We start from the raw sequence: 19295 nt of genomic DNA, 5'->3' as shown, positions 1-19295 counted from the left end.
TGTACTTCCCTTGAGTTATCGAAAGGGTATAATCAACAATTAACTTATATCTAGCATGAAACACGAAAGGAGCTGGCTGTGCATGCAAGCATGGTTCGCATCAAACCCAATCGTAGCCTACATCGTCATCTTTGTATTGATTACTTACGTATATAACAAGGTGTTTCGGGTACGTCAGAAATTGCCACTTGGTAAGGAAATCGTTCTCTATATATTGATGGCGATGGGCACATTCATGCTTCTTGTTTTTCAAATCGACAAGCTGCCGATAATTCAATGTTTGTTGGTGGCGGTTGGTTTGATGCTGTTAGTGCGAGTGCGCTATTTCATTGAAGGTCGTCAAAAGAAAAAAGCGGAAGCTGCCGCTCGAAACTCATAAATTCTGTATAGTATAGACCATCCGTTTTCCCTAGGGAAAGCGGTTGTCTTATATATAGGCCAAAACAGATGTGATAAAGGTGTTGAAGATATGAACTCGAATTCGAACGGACTGCCTCCACGGAGACAGGCACCGACTCAATCCGGCGCTTCTGGATCGAAGAACGGTAAAGGCAAGAAACCAAAGAAGAAGAGACGGATGCGTACCTTTGGCAGACTAATTTTAAGTTTATTGGTTATTGCAATTGTGGTAGGCGGCGGATATGCGTATTGGGTATACAACCAGGTAGCGGATACGGGTATTGACAAGCCAGTACCTCCGGGGATGTCAGCCAAGACCAAACCGATTACGATGTTGTTACTAGGCACAGATAACCGTCCTGAGACGGGTACGTACCTTTCAGATGTGGTCATGGTTGCTTCTCTAAATCCGGAGACCAAGACGGCAACTATTGTGTCTTTACCTCGGGATACGCGTATTCAGTTGGATGGCTATAAAGCAAACAAGTTGAACTCCTACTATCCCAAATTCAAAGCACAAGAAAAAACCTCTGGCAAAAATGCAGAGGATCAGATGAAAGAAATGATGGGCAAATATCTGGATGTGGATATCAATTATACTACGGTCCTGAATTTTCAAGCGTTCCGTGATGCAGTCAATGCTGTAGGTGGCGTGGATGTAACGGTGGATAAAAACATGTGTTACAAAGATACGGCCGATGGCACAGATATTAATCTGGTAGCTGGCGCACAGCATTTGGATGGCAAAGAAGCACTTGATTTTGTTCGTTATCGTAAATCGAACTGTAAACCAAAAACAGATGAATCCAACGATTTTGACCGAAATAAACGTCAGAATCAAGTTCTGAATTCCATGTTGGATCAGTTGAAATCATTGGGCGGTGTAACGAAGATTGGTAAAGTGATCGGTGCCGTTGATGAGAACATGACAACAGACGTGGAATCAGAACAAATGAAGAACTTCATTTCGACCTATTGGAATATTTCCAAATCGGATGTGCACTACACACCTGTAACCGGAGAATGGAGAAGTCCCTATGTGTATATCAACGAAACCGAATTGGCAAATGCCAAACAGGCGTTGCAGGATACACTCTCAGGTAAAGTAACAGCTTCTCCATCAGCCGAGTAACATGCATTCTTTTAGGATTGGAAGCAGCTTTGGTGGTATGCTATAATAACATCAACAACGAATCAAGAATTGCATAAAGAAGATTAGGGGGCTGGTTGGATGTCCGAAGCCGTCACACAATTGACTGAATCTCTTTTACAGCAATTCAAGAACGAAACATTTGTGCTCTTGAGCACCGTGGACGTTGAAACTGGAGGTCCAACATCAACAGCAATCTCCTGGGTTTATGCGGAGAATGCTTCTACCCTGCGTGTGGCGATTGATCATCGTTCACGTCTCGTGAACAATATGATCGAAAATCCGGCTATTACCGTCACCATTTTTGGAGAAGAGATGGTATATGCGGTAAACGGACGTGCTTCTGTACGACAAAATCCGTTACAGGATGTTCCGTTTAATATGTGCTGTTTCGACATTTCCATTGAAGCGGTAAGGAATGCGCTTTTTTATGGAGCCCAACTGTCCTCTGTGCCTCAATATGTCAAAATATATGATCAGCGTGCTGCTGAGAAATTAGATGAGCAGGTTTTTACTGCCATGAAAAAAGCCTAGTGAGAGATCACTGGGCTTTTTGTTGTCTTTTGTCAGACGAATGCAGCTGCTGCATTTGTTGTTTACGCTCTAGATGTTCATCCGGATTTTGACGGACCTTGACATCTTTGGGCAGTTGAGGAATGATTCGGCCAACCATGTCAGCAAGCTCTGAGGCAAAACCGGATATCGGATGACCTTGACGAATATGCTCACCAATTTCCTTGATTCGTTCAGAAACATCGGCATCTGCGGTAACAATGGAATCCACACCTTCCGGATCTTTGCGGAGGGCTTCGGCAACAGAGTATTTAATGGTACCCACTCGTGCTCGTTCCAGTTCACCGTCAACATCAATGCCAACTACGGCTGTATTGCCAAGAATGACACAGTTGGCGTCTTTAACACCTTCCACTTGCTTGGCAAGTGTTTTGAGGTGGGTGACCCTTTTTTCATTTGGCATCCGATCAGCCGTGGTGTTGTTCTTGACGTTTTTCTCATGAACCTCACCTGTATTCTCGGTCAGATGATCCACAGCAGAAGGGTGCAACCGATCTTCCTGAGTATTGAGCATGTGAGATCCTTTACGTTGATCTTGCTGAGTTGTAACATTTCCTCCGTAGCCTTTGGCATGCTGACCTTGTTGCTGCGAGGCATTACGCGTAGAACTGTTGCAGCCTGTAAGTATAAAGATCAGAAGCAGCGTGCAAACCCAATATTTCATAAATGTTCATCCTTTCTTGGAGTTTTTCAGAATGGTTGACAATTATTTTGTCCTAGTCGAATACATTTATGTATGGGAGCATGATTGTCCATGCCGCTGCTGAAAGATCACCGATCAAAAGATGAACTTGGGAAAGGAAAAAAGGACTGCCCATGTATGGTAACACAATGATTTAATCTGGCATTCCCGAGTTTACGTTCTAGTCCATGCCTTTAACGACGCCGCTTTGGAGGGGATTGAATGAAAAAGATTTTTGTATTGGATACGAACGTGCTTCTGCATGACCCCAATGCCATATTTGCCTTTGAAGAACATGAGGTAATCATTCCCGCGGTTGTACTGGAGGAAATCGACTCCAAAAAGAGAAATGCTGATGAAATTGGCCGCAATGCCCGCAATGTATCGAGACTTCTTGATGGGTTGCGTGAACTGGGGCATTTGCACAGTGGGGTGCCTTTGGCCAATGGAGGCAATCTGAAAGTGGAACTGAATCACCGCAGTTTTGTGAAAGTACAGGAAATGTTTGGAGAAGTGTCCAATGATAATCGGATTTTGGCTGTCGCCCTGAATTATCAGATTGAGGAAAATGAGAAAGAGGTTGTTGAACGACAAGTGGTTCTGGTCAGCAAGGATGTGCTTGTTCGTATCAAAGCGGATGTACTCGGCCTATTCACACAGGATTACTTATCTGATCGGACGGCAGGTCTCAGTGAATTATATCCAGGATATACTGCACTGAAGGTTCATCCTTCGGTCATTGATGAGTTTTACACATATCGCTTTCTACCAATCAAACCGTTACAGTTGTCTTATTCGCTTTACCCGAATGAATTTGTAATTCTCAAGGATGAGATGGGAACCAATAAATCAGCTTTGCTCAAAGTAAATACAGAGGGAACGAAGCTGGAGCCACTTTTCCTGAGTAATGATAATGTATGGGGCATCAGTGCACGTAACGCGCAACAGCGTATGGCTCTGGAGCTGCTTCTGAATGATGACATTCCACTGGTCACGATTACCGGGAAGGCGGGAACGGGGAAAACCTTGTTGGCGCTTGCTGCGGGATTGCTTAAAGTGGAGGATGACCATAAGTATAAAAAATTATTGATCGCTCGCCCGGTTGTTCCAATGGGGAAAGATATCGGTTATCTACCCGGAGAAAAAGAAGAAAAACTGAGACCGTGGATGCAGCCGATTTATGATAACTTGGAATTTTTGTTTGATACCAAAAAAGCAGGCGACATTGATAAAATTTTGATGGGTCTTGGCAGCATTCAGGTTGAAGCCCTCACTTATATTCGTGGGCGTTCCATACCAGGACAGTTCATCATCATCGATGAAGCACAGAATCTGTCTCGCCATGAAGTGAAGACCATTGTATCGAGGGTGGGGGAAGGCAGTAAAATTATTTTGATGGGTGACCCTGAGCAAATTGACCACCCTTATCTGGATTCAGCAAGTAATGGTCTGACGTATATTGTGGAGCGATTCAAGCAAGAGGGGATCAGCGGACACATTATGCTGGAAAAAGGAGAACGTTCCAAGCTGGCTCAGCTTGCAGCGGATTTATTATAAGATTACGGGGAGTTATTTCCCGGAAAATGTTTCTAGTGAACCGGCTCTTTAGAGCCGGTTTTTTTGCTGAAAAAATAAAAATCAGTTATTGCACAGAACTCGATATGCTCGAAGTATGCAAAATATCGGAAAACTGTTTTTTGGCAGGATAGGACAAGAGCACTACTTATTTGTTACAATGAACGTTGCAGGAAAAAATTAGGGGAGCTAGGAGGGGAAGTTAATGAAGCGTGGTCACCAGGTTGTTTTGTTCGCAGTACTGCTGCTTTCGTTAACGATTCTGTCTCCCAGCTTTGATTTTAGAGGTTCGCAGCATAATCAGGAACGGGATCAGGAAAAAGATGCATTTCCTAACACGTCATCTCGTAATGAGGACCATCATGCCCCGTTAGAGATTGTGGTGTCAATGTCTGAGACAGACTTTCAGTCGTTTCAAAGAATGGCTGATGAAGTAGCAGATTCTCAGCATGTGGAAATTAATCTTCGCAATTTAGAGCCGGATACATATAAGCGAGTGCTTGATAATCAATTTTCGGTAGGAGAGAGCGGAGATATTATTCTTCTGGACAGCGCAGAAGTTCAATACCATGCCAAAAAAGGACATCTGTATCCGTTAAACGGTACAACGCTGTCCAAGTCTTTGGGAGAAACGGTGGTGGGCTTGCGGGAAATGACAGAGTGGAATGGGTATCAATGGGGAATGCCGTTTGATTTTGATCCCTATGTAATCGCAGCTCGCTCTTCATTCCTAGATGAAGCCGGTTTGGCAGCTTTGCCTGAAAGTAAGGAACAGTGGATTAGACTTGTACAACAGGCAGCACAGGATAGAACGGATTTAATTAGAATAAACTTGAGTGACCTTCATGCGGTGAGTGCATGGTTGAATCAGTTTGAACCAGGTATGGCCCCCGACAAAATCAAGAAAGCGCAAACTTCTTCCCAAACGGAGGCGTACCAACAGGTCACACAACTACTGGATCAGATCCAGCCTCATATTACGGGTGAATCAATAAATCCGACGCTCTCTGCCCCTAATGATCAGACGGATGCTCCTATGGTAGTAACGTTACTGTCTCGTTTGTTAAGCGGAAATCAAGGCGGGGCAGGCGATCAGGGTTCAATGGAGAGGATAGCCCTCAGTAAGTTGGAACCTTTAGGCTCAAGAAGCCTTGTTATCGCAGCTGGCTCACTTGAGGCGGAAGAAGCCAGCCGCTGGATTGAAGGTATGACTTCCTCTTCCGTGCAATCGGAGTGGTACCAGGAGGCTAACTATTTGCCAGCAAAGCAGCAAGAACTAGATCTTGAGTCACAGAAACTAATAACAAAATATGATACCACTGATATAAAATCTTGGTTTCCAACTGAATCTTTACCGTCTTTAAAGACTGAAAGTCTTATACAGACTGCTGCCTTTCAAAAGAAGGTCCAACAACTACTTGCGGGAGAGATTACGGCCAATCAATACGTAAAAAGCATTATCGCCCTGCAGAGCGAATCAAAATGAAATAGCAAGCTTCACTTCAAGTATGCCTTCACTTGTGGATACCTCAGTGGCTTTGACAAACGACAGGATTTTCTGAGGATAAAATCCGAGATCGAATTCCCGTTCCAGCATACGACGTGTGGTATCGGGGAGTTCTAACTGATTAAACACAAGTTTGTCCACATGAAAACGAATTGAATTCTGCGGTTTATTCTCGACCGTATAATGACCTTCAATGCTTAATTGCAATTGATCACGCTGTCCCGAGGCAGTAATCCGATCTTTTTCAAACTTGAAGGCGAAGTCTTCGAAGATGGGATTTTGGGAACGCAGAAACGTATTCAGTTCATCTTGTCCAATGCGAATTGTGTACGTCGTTCCAGTAGTGGAAATGCCTCCATTCTGTTCCTGGATAAATTGTGGCAGGTTCTGCATGGCTGCTGCCAATGCTTTGAAGTATCGCTTGACCTCGTATATGCCGATGTTCTCCCAATAGATGGTTAACTCATCCATCAATTTCTGCATGGCTGCAGCATCCCCGCTGGCGGCTACTTTTCCGTCCACTTCTTTTTGTAAGGCAAGTACGCGTTCACGTTGATTTTGAAGATTGTTTTTTAGTTCAGACAGTTCTGAAGAGGTCTGGTTAATCTGGGCAGACGTTTGCTGCATGGCGCGATATCGATCCTGATACTTGTCCAGAACAGCCTGATCCCTGCCAATAATAATCTGATAGTAATCGTATAGAACAAACAGGTCTTTAAAGGATCTTGCCCCCAGAACCGTCATCAAGAGACTATCACGCTCCCCGGTATAGTAGGATCTTACAACTGAACCTGCACGGTCTTGCTGAGTATGTATCTGTTCTTTCTGTTCCTGAAGCTGAATGGATAACGTCTGACGCTGTTCGTCCAGCTGTCTTTGTCTTTCTGCAATACGTTCGATTTCATGATCGATTTCAACGATGGATAGGCTTTGTTGCAAAATTTCGCGTGTATCCTCAGAGGAAGGCTCTCCGTAGACATAAGTCCAAGGTAGCTGGATCAAAAATATAATGCATACAATAAAGCCAGGAATGCCGTATCGACGTTTCACCTATCATTCTCCTTTCCTTATCTAAATAGATGCGAACAAGCTTATCTCTTCCAGACAATATATGAAATAGATACGTGAAATATCCGTAGTGGTTACATAACACAGAGAATAGTCATTTAATCTGAAAACGACAAAAAAGCAATCCGACTATAGCCGGATCGCTTTGATGCTGCTGGCGGATTAAAGCGGCAATCCCATTTCGAATACGGTCCAGTAGCTGAACCCTGTGAAAGTCACGATCATATAACCCCAGAAGAGCAATATGTACGTACGTTCGGTGAATTTCAAATATCCCAAAATGACAAAAAACGCAGTCTGCAGGAAAAAAAGCAAAGCCATTTCGACCAAGTCTCCCGCAAAAGCCATAAGGCCAATCGCTAGCGTGAAGAACCCGAGTACCCGAAACATGCGCGCCACGGTAAGTCCTCCTCTCCTATGTACGTTCATAGATTGTCTACACAACATTATACCGGGAAAGGAAAATGGTGTAAACAAATTTGGATATGAAAGCGAATTCTTTTTTAACCAGAACAAGTTAAAGTATGGTTTGTTTTGCATATGTAACGTATGAGTACACATAAATGTGGAAATACATTTTAGTATGAAATCAATTCTATGAACTCTATGAGAGGCATAAGAATGAATGAAGCAGCTTTTATACCTAATTCACATGCCGGGAAATCGGTAATGGGGACGGTTATTTTAGGATGTTGTTAGGAGGGTATTATAGCATGACTGCAGTGAGACAGGATGCTTGGAGTACAGAGGATGATTTGATTTTGGCAGAGGTTACTTTGCGTCATATTCGGGAAGGAAGCACACAACTGGCTGCTTTTGAAGAGGTTGGCGAAAAAATAGGCAGAACCTCTGCCGCTTGCGGTTTTCGCTGGAACAGCTGTGTACGTAAGAAGTATGAGTCTGCCATTAGCAATGCAAAGGCTCAACGACAAAAGCGGAGCTATCTCCGCAAACAACCGGTTTTGCTTGGACCACAGGTAGCAGCTTTGTCTACCCTCGATACGGAAGAAAATCTGTACAAAGCGGATGGGATTTCGGAAGACTCTCTATCCATTGATGCGGTTATACGATTCTTGCGGCAATGGAAGGGAACAGTGCAGGAAAACGGTCGCCAGCTTAAGATGCTTGAGAAAGAGCTTCGTGAAAAAGAGGATGAACTTCATGAACTGCGTTGCGAGAATGACCGTCTGTCCAAGGAAGTGAATGAAGTACAGACCGATTATCGTGTCGTAAATGACGATTATAAAGCATTGATTCAGATTATGGATCGTGCTCGCAGACTCGCATTTCTGACGGAAGAAGAAGAGGAACTCAAAACGAGATTCAAAATGGACGCCAACGGGAATCTGGAACGAATTGAATAATCGGAAAATGTATTTGTGGATCAGCATTAGATTAGGCCTGTCACACCTCCGTTACATAACGGCGGGTATGACGGGTTTTTTGTTTACTGTTTTTGTTCTATTATAGATAAAAGTAACTATTGGAGCAGAGAGTAGGGATGCAGCATGATCATTGACGTTGTAGGATCAGGGTCACTGGGTCTTTTGTATGGAGGAAAGCTTCAGGACGCAGGTAATGAGGTTCGATTTTGGACCAGAACGGCTGAACAGGCGGATAAACTAAGTGTAGAAGGATTTAAGATCATCGAAAGGGAGAAAACCATCCAGATTCCACCTGACCATATCCAGGTCAAGCCGATTACGGAGTTAACCCGAGTGTGGGAAGACTTACCTGGAGATTGGCTATTATTAATGGTGAAGCAGACAGCAATACATGATGTTATTCGTGAAATTGGTTCGTTGGAGAAGCGATCCATAAACATCGCATGCTTTCAAAATGGGGTCGGGCATCTGGATCATGTACAATCCAACTTGCCGCACTCCAATATATACAGCGTCATAACCACGGAAGGGGCGAAACGTCAGCAGGGTGGGGTCATTCGTGCTGGTAAAGGGGAGACTTGGATAGGTATAAGTGAAGAGAAACCTTACTCAGCCCTAATGCCAATGGATCAGAATGAGTCCATTCGTTTACAGGGACTTTTGCAACAGGCAGGATTTGGCTGTACAGTGTCGAATGAAATCGATAAGCTTATTTATAGGAAGCTGTTAATAAATGCTGTCATTAACCCACTTACTGCAATATGGCGTATTCCCAACGGTGAGTTAATTAAAGAGGGAAAACGAATTGTATTTATGCGTCAGCTATATGATGAGGCGTCAGCAGTATACAAAGCAAACGGAATACTTCTAGATGTAGATGTGTGGGAACAAATACTCTCCGTCTGTCGTTCTACAGCCTCGAATACATCTTCCATGCTTTCGGATGTTCTGCATGGACAACTAACGGAGGTGCAAGCCATTAACGGTCAAATCGTAAGGCTGGCGTGTCAAAGTGGCCTGACTGCGCCGATGCATGAAGTACTGCTTCATCTGATTGAAGGTATGCAACCGGAAGGAGTGAGTTAATGGGATTTTTTATAGTGTTGAGCGTACTGCCGTTCTTTCCGTTTTTTCTGGTTTATTGGATCATGTATGGATGGAAGAAAGATAAGCGTGTGGCGTTGCGCTCGGCCATGGATGTGACAACCGTATTTCTTATTTTCTCTGTGTCGGCGTTATTCAACTTAACATTTGATTCGAATTTTGGATTTTATTTAACACTAATACTCATACTAATAGCACTTGGATTCATCGGCGGGGCACAAAATCGACTCAAAGGTAAGGTCGATGGGGGTAGAATGTTCCGGGCCGTTTGGCGCATGGCTTTCGTAATAATGAGTTTTGGGTACGTTTTGTTTACTATATTTGGACTATTTAGATACTTCTTGAAACAGATGTGAGGATACATAACGCAAAAGGGCTAAAAAATGTGTCGATTTTGTCGAAAACTGAAAAAAACATTACTTTCTGAAAAAGTAATGTAGATTTTTTTGACCGGTGGTTGTATAATCTATAAACATATACCACATCAATTTAGGGGGAAAGTGTTAGATGAAAAGGAAAAGTCTATTAGTCCTTTTGACGCTGATTTTGGCGTTCGGTACCGTACTTGCAGCGTGCGGTTCGAAAAACGAAGGCACAGGTAACACCGATAATGGTTCTGCAACCGAAGGAAATGGTCTTGCTAAAGATCAAGTCTTGAAAATTAACCTGTCAGCTGAACCTCCTACGTTGGACCCGGCTCAAGCAAAAGACAGCCAAACCAACACTGTTCTGAAATTCTTGTATGAAGGTCTTGTGCGTATCGGCTCTGATGGCAAAGAAGCTCCAGGCGTTGCTAAAGACTGGACAATTTCCGAGGACGGTCTGAAATATGTTTTCAACCTGAACCCGGATGCTAAATGGAGCAACGGCGATGCAATCACTGCCGAAGACTTTGTACGTTCTTGGGAACGTGCGTTGAAACCGGAAACAGCTTCTCCATATGCTTACCAATTGTATTACATCAAAGGTGCAGAAGGATTTAACCGCAGTGTCGACGAAAAATATAAAGGTACTAAAATCACAGACTTCTCTCAAGTAGGGGTTAAAGCTACTGATGAGCACACGCTGGAAGTAACGTTGGAAAACCCAACACCTTACTTCTTGGGTCTTACAGCATTCTACACGTACTACCCAGTACACAAGTCTGCTGACACGAATGACAAATTCTTTACAGACTACAAAAACATGATCGTTAACGGACCATTCACTATGGATCAATACGCTAAAGGTCAAAAAATCGTCGTGAAGAAAAACGAAAGCTACCATGCAGCTTCCGATATCAAATTGTCTGCAATCAACATGTCCCTGACAAACAGCAGTGCTTCCGAACTGCAAGCTTACAAGTCTGGACAATTGGACTATACAGGTGCACCTAACGGTGAAATTCCTTCCGACCAAATTCCTTCTGTAAAAGCGGAATTACCGAACGAGTTTAAAGCTACTGGTATTGCTAGTACGTACTACTATCAGTTCAACGTTAATGAAGCTCCATTTAACAACGTTAAAATCCGTAAGGCTTTTGCGATGTCAATCGAGCGTCAATTGATTGTTGACAAAGTAACACAAGGTGGACAAATTCCAGCTTTCGGCTTTGTACCTCCAGGTATCCGCGGTGAAAACGGCGAATTCCGTGATGAGCACAAAGATGACTACTTCACTGAAAACGTAGAAGAAGCTAAGAAATTGCTTGCTGAAGGTATGAAAGAAGAAGGTTACACAACATTGCCAGCAGTAACATTGATCTATAACACTAGTGACGGTCACGCGAAAATCGCTCTTGCTGTTGCTGACATGTGGAAGAAGAACCTTGGTGTTGACGTGAAAACGGAAAACCAAGAGTGGGGCGTATTCCTTGAGAACCGTCAAAACCAAAACTTCCAAGTGGCTCGTGCAGGCTGGTCTGCGGACTATAACGATCCATACAACTTCTTGGAAATGTGGACTACTGGAAACACAAACAATGATTCCAAATTCAGCAACGAACAGTATGACAAAGATGTTAAAGAAACTGTAAAATCGGCTGATCCAGCTACACGTATGGCTGCATTTGCTGATGCAGAGAAAATCTTGATTCAAGATGAAATGGGCGTATTGCCGATCTATTACTACACAAATGTATCTTTGACTAAGCCTTACCTGAAAGGCGTACAACTTGATTTCAGTGGAGCAATTGACTTCACTCGTGCATATCTGGAAGAGAAATAAGTTGTTCTGAAGTCTATATGATTACTTCGGGATATATATGTGGAATTCCATATATATCCCGATTTTTTTGTATGTGCACCGATTTTCCTTATAATTCTTGAAATTTCCGATAAATGGATTGGACATTATTCTTGTCTAATTCTACAATCGATTTGTATACAAAATATTGTTTATGGAGGTGTGCAAGGGTTGGTTAAGTACGTGCTGAAAAAACTACTATTTGTGCTGCTATCGCTTTTCATACTCGCATCAGCAACCTTCTTCCTGATGAAGGCTATTCCAGGTGACCCTTTTACATCCGAGAAAAAAGTCTCACCTGAAATTCGGGCGCTTTTGGAAGTGAAGTACGGTCTGGACAAACCGATGTATGAACAATACCTGAAGTATATGGGTGGAATCATTCAGGGTGATTTCGGGGTTTCTATGAAATACCTGAATCAAGATGTATCTGGTATGATCACTCAAACGTTTACAGCATCGCTGAAGCTTGGAATCTTTGCAATTATTATCTCAATTGTTGTGGGTGTCTTGTTGGGGCTTCTTGCCGCAGTTTACCATCGCAAGCTGATTGATGATATTACGATGATCCTCGCTGTTATCGGGATTGCTGTACCGAGTTTCTTGCTCGCATCCCTGGTACAATATGTTTTCGCATTCAAACTTGGCTGGTTTAACGTAATGGGCTTCGATGGCCCACTCGACTATGTGCTTCCAGTTGCAGCTTTGTCTGCATCACCAATTGCCTTTATTGCACGTTTGACGCGTTCAAGCATGTTGGAAGTGTTGCATGCAGATTATATCAAGACAGCCAAAGCGAAAGGCTTGAAATGGCCTGCTATCATGTTTAAACACGTTTTACGGAACGGTATTCTGCCAGTCGTTACTTATGTTGGTCCGATGACAGCAAATATTATTACAGGTTCCGTTGTTATTGAACAAATCTTTAACATTGGTGGAATTGGTAAAGTATTCGTAGAGAGTATTACGAATCGTGATTATACGATGATTATGGGGATTACAATCTTCTATGGTATTCTCTTGATGCTTGCACGTTTCCTGACGGATATTGCTTACGTGCTAATCGATCCTAGAATTAAGCTAGAAAGCCGGAAGGGGGCATAACGTTGTCTGGCACGAATAAAAACAATAATGAAACGGTGAACACAGGCCTGGATAGTCAGGCAGCGTTGAAATCGCAAGAGAGTGTATCGCTATTCAAAGACGCTATGTATAGACTTGCAACCAACAAGGCCGCTATGATTAGTTTGGCTGTTCTAGTCCTTGTTGTCATTTTCTCTATGATTGGTCCAACTTCGTTGTTCTCAAGCTATAATTATTATTCCAATGATTTGTTGAATGCCAATGCCGCACCGAGTGCGGAGCACTGGTTTGGAACAGATGAACTCGGTCGTGATGTATGGGTAAGAACCTGGGTAGGTGCACGTGTATCACTTACTGTAGGTCTAGCTGCTGCTTTAATTGACCTTGTTATCGGGGTAATTTATGGAGCAATTATGGGCTTCTACGGTGGGCGTGTTGACGGCATCATGAACAAGTTCTCCGAGATCCTGTACTCTCTGCCTTACATGCTCGTTGTTATCTTGTTGCTGGTTGTATTGGAGCCAAGTCTGACAACGATTATCATTGCACTTACCATCACAGGCTGGATTAGTATGTCTTGGATTGTACGTGGTGAGATTATGCAACTCAAAAACAGAGACTTTATCCTTGCTGCTCGTTCCATGGGCGCTAGCACAGGACGTCAGCTTTTCCGTCATTTGTTGCCAAATGCTATTGGACCCATTCTCGTCACATTGACGTTGTCCATTCCAAATGCGATTTTTGCTGAAGCATTCCTGAGCTTCCTCGGATTGGGTGTATCTGCACCTAAATCTTCCCTTGGATCCATGATCAATGATGCACTTACAGGCTGGACGCTGTATCCTTGGCGGATGTGGTTCCCTGCAGGTTTGATGGTTATGACAATGCTCGCATTTAACTTGCTTGGTGACGGCTTGCGCGACGCGCTTGATCCGAAATTACGTAAATAGAAATAGGAGGTGGGATTATGGAGCCGATTTTAACAGTCAAAGACTTGAGTGTGTCGTTTACGACGCGTTCTGGTGAATTTGATGCCGTTAAAAATGTGAGTTTTGAACTTGGCAAAGGAGAGACGCTGGGGATCGTAGGTGAATCTGGTAGTGGTAAGAGTGTTACTGCCCAAACCATCATGAAATTGATTCCCTCCCCGCCTTCGAAGGTCAAAAGCGGAGAAATTACCTTTCACGGGCAGGACCTGCTGAATAAGACAGATAAACAGATGGAAGCCATCCGTGGTAAAGATATCGGCATGATCTTCCAGGATCCAATGACTTCTTTGAATCCTACCATCAAAATTGGTAAGCAAATTACCGAGGTACTGCGCAAGCATCAGAATATGTCCAAAAAAGAAGCTGAAAAAAGCGCATTGGAAATGCTCGAACTTGTAGGCATCAAAAATGCCGAAGTGCGTATGAACCATTATCCACACCAATTTTCCGGTGGTATGCGCCAGCGTGCTATGATTGCGATTGCCTTGGCATGTCGTCCATCCCTTCTGATTGCGGATGAACCAACAACTGCACTCGACGTAACGATTCAGGCACAAATCTTGGATGTTATGAAAGACATGCAGCAAAAGCTTGGAACTTCGATCATGCTAATCACGCATGACCTTGGCGTAGTAGCAGGAATGTGTGATCGAGTTGTCGTTATGAAGGAAGGCGAAGTTGTTGAAACAGGAACAACTGCCGAAATCTTCAGTAATCCTCAACATCCATATACGATTAAATTGCTGAATGCTCTTCCTCGTCTGGACGAGCCTAAGAAAGAAAAGCCTACTCCAGTTGGTATTATCAAAGGTGCCAACAAGCCGCTGGTTCAAGTGAAGAACCTGAAACAATACTTCAATTTGGGCAAAGGGAACATTCTCAAAGCGGTTAATGATGTTAGCTTTGATATTTTTGAAGGCGAAACACTTGGAGTTGTAGGGGAGTCTGGCTGTGGTAAATCCACAACTGGCCGTACAATTCTGCGCCTTTATGAGCCAACAGGCGGAAATGTTAACTTTAATGGAACGGACATCTACAAGCTGTCTCCGCGCAAGATGAAAGAAATGCGTAAAGATATGCAGATGATTTTCCAGGATCCTTATGCATCCCTGAACCCACGTTTCAACGTTATGGATATCATCGGTGAATCTCTTGATATTCATGGTCTGGCGTCAAGCCGGGCAGAGCGGAAGAGACGTGTTGAAGAATTGCTGGATCTTGTAGGTCTGAATCCTAGCCATGCACTCCGTTATCCTCATGAATTCTCTGGTGGTCAAAGACAACGGATCGGGATTGCCCGTGCACTGGCTGTAGACCCTAAATTCATCATCTGTGATGAGCCATTGTCTGCGCTGGACGTTTCCATTCAGGCTCAGGTCGTTAGTTTGCTTGAAGAACTTCAGCAACGCCTCGGCTTGACTTACCTGTTCATTGCGCATGACTTGTCCATGGTTAAGCATATCAGTGACCGTGTAGCTGTAATGTACATGGGTAAAGTGGTGGAGTTGGCAGAAAGTGAAGAACTGTATGCGAATCCGATTCACCCTTACACCAAAACATTGCTGTCTGCGATCCCTGTACCTGATCCGGAAGTAGAAGCGAGCAAACGTCGCATTTTGCTGCCGGAAGAACAAGCACTTAAGAATGGATCTGGTGGTCCTGCAAATGATCCGTACAACCTGGAAAATGCTCAATTGATTGAGGTATCCAAAGGTCACTGGGTTTCAGAACCTTACGTATAAAAGTACAATTTGTATTTGGACTTATCCATGAATATCAAACCGCCGACCTTGTTCGGCGGTTTTTTATTTTTTGATGCACTTTCTTTTGACGAAAAGGGCTCACATTCGGTACAATCAAGTAAGCTCTTTGAAGCAGAATAGGAGGCAGACCTCATGAAAGGTATTACCGAGGCACTCCGCAGCGGAACGAGACTTGCAGAAGACTATGTCTGTTCAAGGGATGCTGCGCGTGGCCTTTACGAGTATGACATTCGCTGGGAATCGGGGCTACATACACGTGCCGAGTGGCTGGACCAATCGGAGAACACACGTGTACCTCGTCAAAGTCTGGCAGAGTATCTACGTATATATAATAAACGCGTGAATGATCATGGTGCAGTCCATGAATCCATCACACGTCTCGCGGAACAAGATGCGTTGGTTGTTACGGGAGGGCAACAAAGCGGCCTGCTCACAGGTCCGTTGTTTGTAATTTATAAAGCGGCAAGTGTAGTTGCAGCTGCGCGGGAAGCGGAGAACAGGCTACAGCGGCCGGTCGTTCCCGTTTTTTGGATTGCAGGTGAAGACCATGACTGGGATGAAGTCAACCATACGTATTTACCTGATCCCAACGGAGAGATGAAGAAGCTCAAGTTACAGGGGCGATTCGCAGGAAGGGATTCCGTGAGTTATGTCCATGTGGAAACGGAGCAATGGATGAATGTGTTAGATCAGGTGGAACATGTATTGCCAGATACGGTCCATAAATCAGGCTTGATGAAGCTGATCACCGAAATCCATCAGTCGAGTTCGAACCTGAGTGACGCGTTTGCCCGATTAATTTCAGCCTTGTTTGGAAGTAGTGGACTTATTCTGATGGATGCAGCAGATCCAGACTTGCGCAGACTGGAGCAGCCGGTATTTGAGCGATTAATTCGTGAGAATGAGACATTACGCAATGCATACTCATATGGCGCCTCTGTGCTGGAACAAGCCGGATATGCAATCCCTGCTGAAGTCGCGGAAGATGGGGCCAATTTGTTTTACATACATGATGGAGCACGGTTGCTTCTGATGTTGAAAGACGGATTGTACAGCGACCGTAAAGGTCTGGTTTCATTTACAGAAGAGCGGCTGCTTCAGGAACTGGCTGAACATCCTGAGCGGTTTAGCAACAATGTATTGACGCGGCCTTTAATGCAAGATTCCATTTTACCTGTAGCGGCTGTTATTTTGGGTCAAGGCGAGATCGCATATTGGGGGTTAACGCGTGAGGCGTTTCACCGCTTCGGATTACAGATGCCGATCTTACTTCCACGTCTGTCCTTTACCATTATGGAAGATGTTCATCACAAACATATGAAACAGTACGGCCTTTCTTTCCAGGACGTTCAATATCATATGGAAGAAAAGAAGGAACAGTGGCTGGCACAGCAGGAGACCTTCCAGGTCGATGAACAATTTGAGCGAGTTCAGCAAGCATTTGCCGACTTATATCGTCCATTGCTTGATCAGATCGCAGAGATTCATCCTGGTCTGGAACGTATTGGAGATACCAATATAGGCAAGATCATCGAACAGATGCAGTATCTGCAACAGCAGACCCACAAAGCCATTAAAGATAAACACAATGTGAGTCTAAAACACTGGAACGGGATGCAAAACTCACTCTTTCCCATGAACAAACCGCAGGAAAGAGTACATAATGCACTCTTTTACCTGAACCGTTATGGAACCGAGTGGATTGGACAACTGATTGAAAGTCAGAGCGAATTCCGTGGACAACACCAAGTAATTACATTGTAGTTACCTTTTATAATAGAAGGAATTTATAATCGAGGAGGATGAGGAATGGCTACCCCTGCATTGCAAAACAGTATCGTTAAGGATATGGGACTCGCTTCGGAAGGTCATCTGAAAATTGATTGGGTAGAAGCGCATATGCCGGTGTTGAACCGCATTCGTTCTCAATTTGAACAGGATCTTCCGTTTAAAGGTTTGAAAGTAGCCATTTGCCTTCATCTTGAGGCCAAAACAGCTTATCTGGCGAAAGTCATTCAAGCGGGTGGTGCAGAAGTAACGATTACACACAGCAACCCATTATCAACACAGGACGATGTTTGTGCCGCTCTGGTCGAAGACGGCGTTACCGTTTATGCCAAACATAATCCGGACCCTGTAGAGTTCAAGGAATTGCAACTCCGGGCACTTGAAGTGAAACCTGATCTGATCATTGATGATGGCGGCGACTTTGCCACCATTATTGCATCCGAACGTCCTGATCTTGCTGCCACCATTCGTGGCGGAGCAGAGGAAACGACAACGGGCATCATTCGTCTGAAAGCTTTGGCGAAAGAAGGACAATTGCGCTTCCCGATGGTTGCAGTCAATGACGCTTATTGCAAATACCTGTTTGATAACCGTTACGGTACAGGTCAGTCTGCATTCGATGGTATTATCCGTACAACCAATTTGGTTGTTGCAGGAAAGAACGTAGTTGTAGCCGGTTACGGATGGTGTGGTAAAGGTGTAGCGATGCGTGCTAAAGGATTAGGAGCCAGTGTAATCGTAACTGAAATTGATCCCATTAAAGCCGTAGAAGCACATATGGACGGATTCCGTGTGATGACGATGGTGGAAGCTGCAAAATTGGGTGATTTCTTCATTGCTGTAACCGGCAATAAAGATGTGATTACTGGAGAGCATTATGATGTGATGAAGGATGGAGCAATCCTGAGTAATGCGGGTCACTTTGACGTGGAAGTGAACAAACCTGAACTTGCTAAACGTTCCGAATCGATTCGTACCGTACGCCGCAACATTGAAGAATATCGCTTCAAAGATGGCCGTAAAATGTATTTGCTGGCTGAAGGACGTCTCGTAAACCTGGGTGCAGCCGACGGACACCCAGCCGAGATTATGGATACAACGTTTGCATTGCAAGCACTGGGTCTACGTTATGTGAGCGAGAACTATGCAGAACTAGGTAAAAACGTTGTTAACGTACCTTATGACATTGACCAACAGGTTGCCAGCTACAAACTGGAAAGCTTGAATATTGCCATCGACTCCCTGTCAGCCGATCAGGAAAAATATCTGGACAGCTGGAATTTTTAAGAGGCATCCAATAATTACAAGCTGATTAAGTGCTTCAAAGGGTTTAAAATGGTTTATTAATGATACGGCTCATATGCGGGTGTACGTGCAATTGCCCGTAAACGGGAAACGTCTTTGATCCTGAGTGACAGGATCAAAGACGTTTTTTTGCGATTACTAAATTAAAAAAAGTAAAGCAAGCAAGAAGGGTTTTGATTTTTTTGTGCGAATCTATTATGCTTAGGTGGTGGAAAGTGGGGCAAAGTGGGAGAAACGGGTGAGGAGTGAGTGGGCCAATGTTTATGGGGGAGTTCCAACATAGCATTGATGATAAGGGTCGGGTCATTATTCCGGCTAAATTCCGCGAATCTCTGGGACCGTCTTTCGTTGTCACACGGGGTTTGGACCAGTGTCTTTTCGTGTACCCCATGGAGGAGTGGGGGGTCATGGAACAGAAGCTCAAAGCACTGCCATTGATGAAATCTGATGCACGTGCGTTTACCCGGTTTTTTTTCTCGGGTGCCACCGAATGTGAATTGGATAAACAGGGCAGGGTAAATTTGCCGGGCAATCTTAGAGAGTATGCCAAGCTGGACAAGGATTGCGTTGTTCTTGGCGTGTCGAACCGGGTGGAGATTTGGAGCAAAGGCATATGGGAGAGTTATTTCAATCAATCCGAAGAAGCATTCAACGACATTGCCGAAAAGCTGGTCGATTTTAATTTTGATCTATAAAGTCAG

General features: G+C 44.1%; 18 protein-coding genes. 15 read left to right on the top strand and 3 right to left on the bottom strand.

Translation table 11 applies throughout. The annotated features are described in order from the left end of the window. Positions 1–82 precede the first annotated feature (82 nt). From QP794_RS16440 to QP794_RS16430, 3 genes are all read left to right on the top strand, one after another. Positions 83–379 (top strand): YlaH-like family protein, encoded by a 297-nt coding sequence (locus QP794_RS16440; protein WP_053781242.1) that lies wholly within the window; start codon positions 83–85, stop codon positions 377–379. A 90-nt stretch (positions 380–469) separates the two neighbouring features. Then, positions 470–1531 carry an LCP family protein gene (locus QP794_RS16435; RefSeq protein WP_285078111.1) on the top strand — a complete coding sequence of 354 codons (1062 nt, stop codon included), beginning with the start codon at positions 470–472 and terminating at the stop codon, positions 1529–1531. Positions 1532–1630: 99 nt separating this feature from the next. Then, on the top strand, positions 1631–2083 hold the full coding sequence (locus QP794_RS16430) for a pyridoxamine 5'-phosphate oxidase family protein (RefSeq protein ID WP_079349630.1): 453 nt from the start codon (positions 1631–1633) through the stop codon (positions 2081–2083). 7 nt (positions 2084–2090) lie between these two features. Here the strand turns inward: QP794_RS16430 and QP794_RS16425 are convergent, their stop codons facing one another. Continuing rightward, positions 2091–2786, bottom strand: coding sequence for a YhcN/YlaJ family sporulation lipoprotein (locus QP794_RS16425; RefSeq protein ID WP_285078110.1), 696 nt, complete (start codon positions 2784–2786; stop codon positions 2091–2093). 240 nt (positions 2787–3026) lie between these two features. On the opposite strand from QP794_RS16425, the gene QP794_RS16420 reads away from it, so the two are divergent. Next, positions 3027–4361, top strand: a complete 1335-nt coding sequence (locus tag QP794_RS16420; RefSeq protein ID WP_024628438.1) for a PhoH family protein — start codon at positions 3027–3029, stop codon at positions 4359–4361. Positions 4362–4584: 223 nt separating this feature from the next. Continuing rightward, positions 4585–5865: an extracellular solute-binding protein gene (locus tag QP794_RS16415; RefSeq protein ID WP_285078109.1), complete on the top strand. Its 1281-nt coding sequence runs from the start codon at positions 4585–4587 to the stop codon at positions 5863–5865. Here QP794_RS16415 and QP794_RS16410 read toward each other — a convergent pair. Both QP794_RS16410 and QP794_RS16405 read right to left on the bottom strand, forming a co-directional pair. After that, on the bottom strand, positions 5857–6936 hold the full coding sequence (locus QP794_RS16410) for a coiled-coil domain-containing protein (protein ID WP_285078108.1): 1080 nt from the start codon (positions 6934–6936) through the stop codon (positions 5857–5859). The two genes, QP794_RS16415 and QP794_RS16410, sit on opposite strands and share 9 nt — an antisense overlap. 180 nt (positions 6937–7116) lie before the next feature. Beyond that, positions 7117–7353 (bottom strand): DUF2626 domain-containing protein, encoded by a 237-nt coding sequence (locus QP794_RS16405; RefSeq protein WP_017687281.1) that lies wholly within the window; start codon positions 7351–7353, stop codon positions 7117–7119. Positions 7354–7667: 314 nt separating this feature from the next. On the opposite strand from QP794_RS16405, the gene QP794_RS16400 reads away from it, so the two are divergent. From QP794_RS16400 to mraZ, 10 genes are all read left to right on the top strand, one after another. Further along, the gene (locus tag QP794_RS16400; RefSeq protein ID WP_024628435.1) at positions 7668–8318 is read left to right on the top strand and encodes an RsfA family transcriptional regulator; all 651 of its coding nucleotides are present in this window, start codon (positions 7668–7670) and stop codon (positions 8316–8318) included. Between the two features lie 144 nt (positions 8319–8462). Further along, a complete protein-coding gene (locus tag QP794_RS16395; RefSeq protein WP_285078107.1) occupies positions 8463–9425 on the top strand; it encodes a ketopantoate reductase family protein in 963 nt (320 codons plus the stop codon). Continuing rightward, a complete protein-coding gene (locus QP794_RS16390) occupies positions 9425–9799 on the top strand; it encodes a DUF3397 domain-containing protein (protein WP_285078106.1) in 375 nt (124 codons plus the stop codon). The genes QP794_RS16395 and QP794_RS16390 overlap by 1 nt, the downstream gene beginning before the upstream one ends. Before the next feature lie 151 nt (positions 9800–9950). Beyond that, positions 9951–11648, top strand: a complete 1698-nt coding sequence (locus QP794_RS16385) for a peptide ABC transporter substrate-binding protein (RefSeq protein ID WP_285078105.1) — start codon at positions 9951–9953, stop codon at positions 11646–11648. 189 nt (positions 11649–11837) lie between these two features. Further along, on the top strand, positions 11838–12770 hold the full coding sequence (locus QP794_RS16380) for an ABC transporter permease (RefSeq protein WP_024628431.1): 933 nt from the start codon (positions 11838–11840) through the stop codon (positions 12768–12770). A 65-nt stretch (positions 12771–12835) separates the two neighbouring features. Continuing rightward, a complete protein-coding gene (locus QP794_RS16375) occupies positions 12836–13699 on the top strand; it encodes an ABC transporter permease (protein WP_373456220.1) in 864 nt (287 codons plus the stop codon). Between the two features lie 17 nt (positions 13700–13716). Next, a complete protein-coding gene (locus tag QP794_RS16370; RefSeq protein ID WP_024628429.1) occupies positions 13717–15480 on the top strand; it encodes an ABC transporter ATP-binding protein in 1764 nt (587 codons plus the stop codon). Between the two features lie 153 nt (positions 15481–15633). Continuing rightward, positions 15634–17265, top strand: a complete 1632-nt coding sequence (gene bshC, locus QP794_RS16365; RefSeq protein WP_285078103.1) for a bacillithiol biosynthesis cysteine-adding enzyme BshC — start codon at positions 15634–15636, stop codon at positions 17263–17265. A 45-nt stretch (positions 17266–17310) separates the two neighbouring features. Further along, positions 17311–18576 (top strand): adenosylhomocysteinase, encoded by a 1266-nt coding sequence (locus QP794_RS16360; protein WP_285078101.1) that lies wholly within the window; start codon positions 17311–17313, stop codon positions 18574–18576. Positions 18577–18851: 275 nt separating this feature from the next. Then, positions 18852–19289 (top strand): division/cell wall cluster transcriptional repressor MraZ, encoded by a 438-nt coding sequence (gene mraZ, locus QP794_RS16355; RefSeq protein ID WP_017687291.1) that lies wholly within the window; start codon positions 18852–18854, stop codon positions 19287–19289. The last annotated feature ends 6 nt before the right edge of the window (positions 19290–19295 follow it).

The sequence above is a fragment of the Paenibacillus sp. UMB7766-LJ446 genome (assembly GCF_030226665.1).
In the GTDB taxonomy this organism is placed as follows: domain Bacteria; phylum Bacillota; class Bacilli; order Paenibacillales; family Paenibacillaceae; genus Paenibacillus; species Paenibacillus vandeheii.
Note: the sequence above shows the minus strand (reverse complement) of the source record. Positions and strands in the feature narration are given on the sequence as shown.

What these genes read in the sequence shown, in the direction of transcription:
- mraZ (WP_017687291.1), top strand. Translation starts at nt 18,852, where the DNA reads ATGTTTATGGGGGAGTTCCAACATAGCATTGATGATAAGGGTCGGGTC.
- QP794_RS16440 (WP_053781242.1), top strand. Translation starts at nt 83, where the DNA reads ATGCAAGCATGGTTCGCATCAAACCCAATCGTAGCCTACATCGTCATC.
- QP794_RS16415 (WP_285078109.1), top strand. Translation starts at nt 4,585, where the DNA reads ATGAAGCGTGGTCACCAGGTTGTTTTGTTCGCAGTACTGCTGCTTTCG.
- QP794_RS16435 (WP_285078111.1), top strand. Translation starts at nt 470, where the DNA reads ATGAACTCGAATTCGAACGGACTGCCTCCACGGAGACAGGCACCGACT.
- QP794_RS16385 (WP_285078105.1), top strand. Translation starts at nt 9,951, where the DNA reads ATGAAAAGGAAAAGTCTATTAGTCCTTTTGACGCTGATTTTGGCGTTC.
- QP794_RS16395 (WP_285078107.1), top strand. Translation starts at nt 8,463, where the DNA reads ATGATCATTGACGTTGTAGGATCAGGGTCACTGGGTCTTTTGTATGGA.
- QP794_RS16400 (WP_024628435.1), top strand. Translation starts at nt 7,668, where the DNA reads ATGACTGCAGTGAGACAGGATGCTTGGAGTACAGAGGATGATTTGATT.
- QP794_RS16425 (WP_285078110.1), bottom strand. Translation starts at nt 2,786, where the DNA reads ATGAAATATTGGGTTTGCACGCTGCTTCTGATCTTTATACTTACAGGC.
- QP794_RS16390 (WP_285078106.1), top strand. Translation starts at nt 9,425, where the DNA reads ATGGGATTTTTTATAGTGTTGAGCGTACTGCCGTTCTTTCCGTTTTTT.
- QP794_RS16370 (WP_024628429.1), top strand. Translation starts at nt 13,717, where the DNA reads ATGGAGCCGATTTTAACAGTCAAAGACTTGAGTGTGTCGTTTACGACG.
- QP794_RS16360 (WP_285078101.1), top strand. Translation starts at nt 17,311, where the DNA reads ATGGCTACCCCTGCATTGCAAAACAGTATCGTTAAGGATATGGGACTC.
- QP794_RS16420 (WP_024628438.1), top strand. Translation starts at nt 3,027, where the DNA reads ATGAAAAAGATTTTTGTATTGGATACGAACGTGCTTCTGCATGACCCC.
- bshC (WP_285078103.1), top strand. Translation starts at nt 15,634, where the DNA reads ATGAAAGGTATTACCGAGGCACTCCGCAGCGGAACGAGACTTGCAGAA.
- QP794_RS16430 (WP_079349630.1), top strand. Translation starts at nt 1,631, where the DNA reads ATGTCCGAAGCCGTCACACAATTGACTGAATCTCTTTTACAGCAATTC.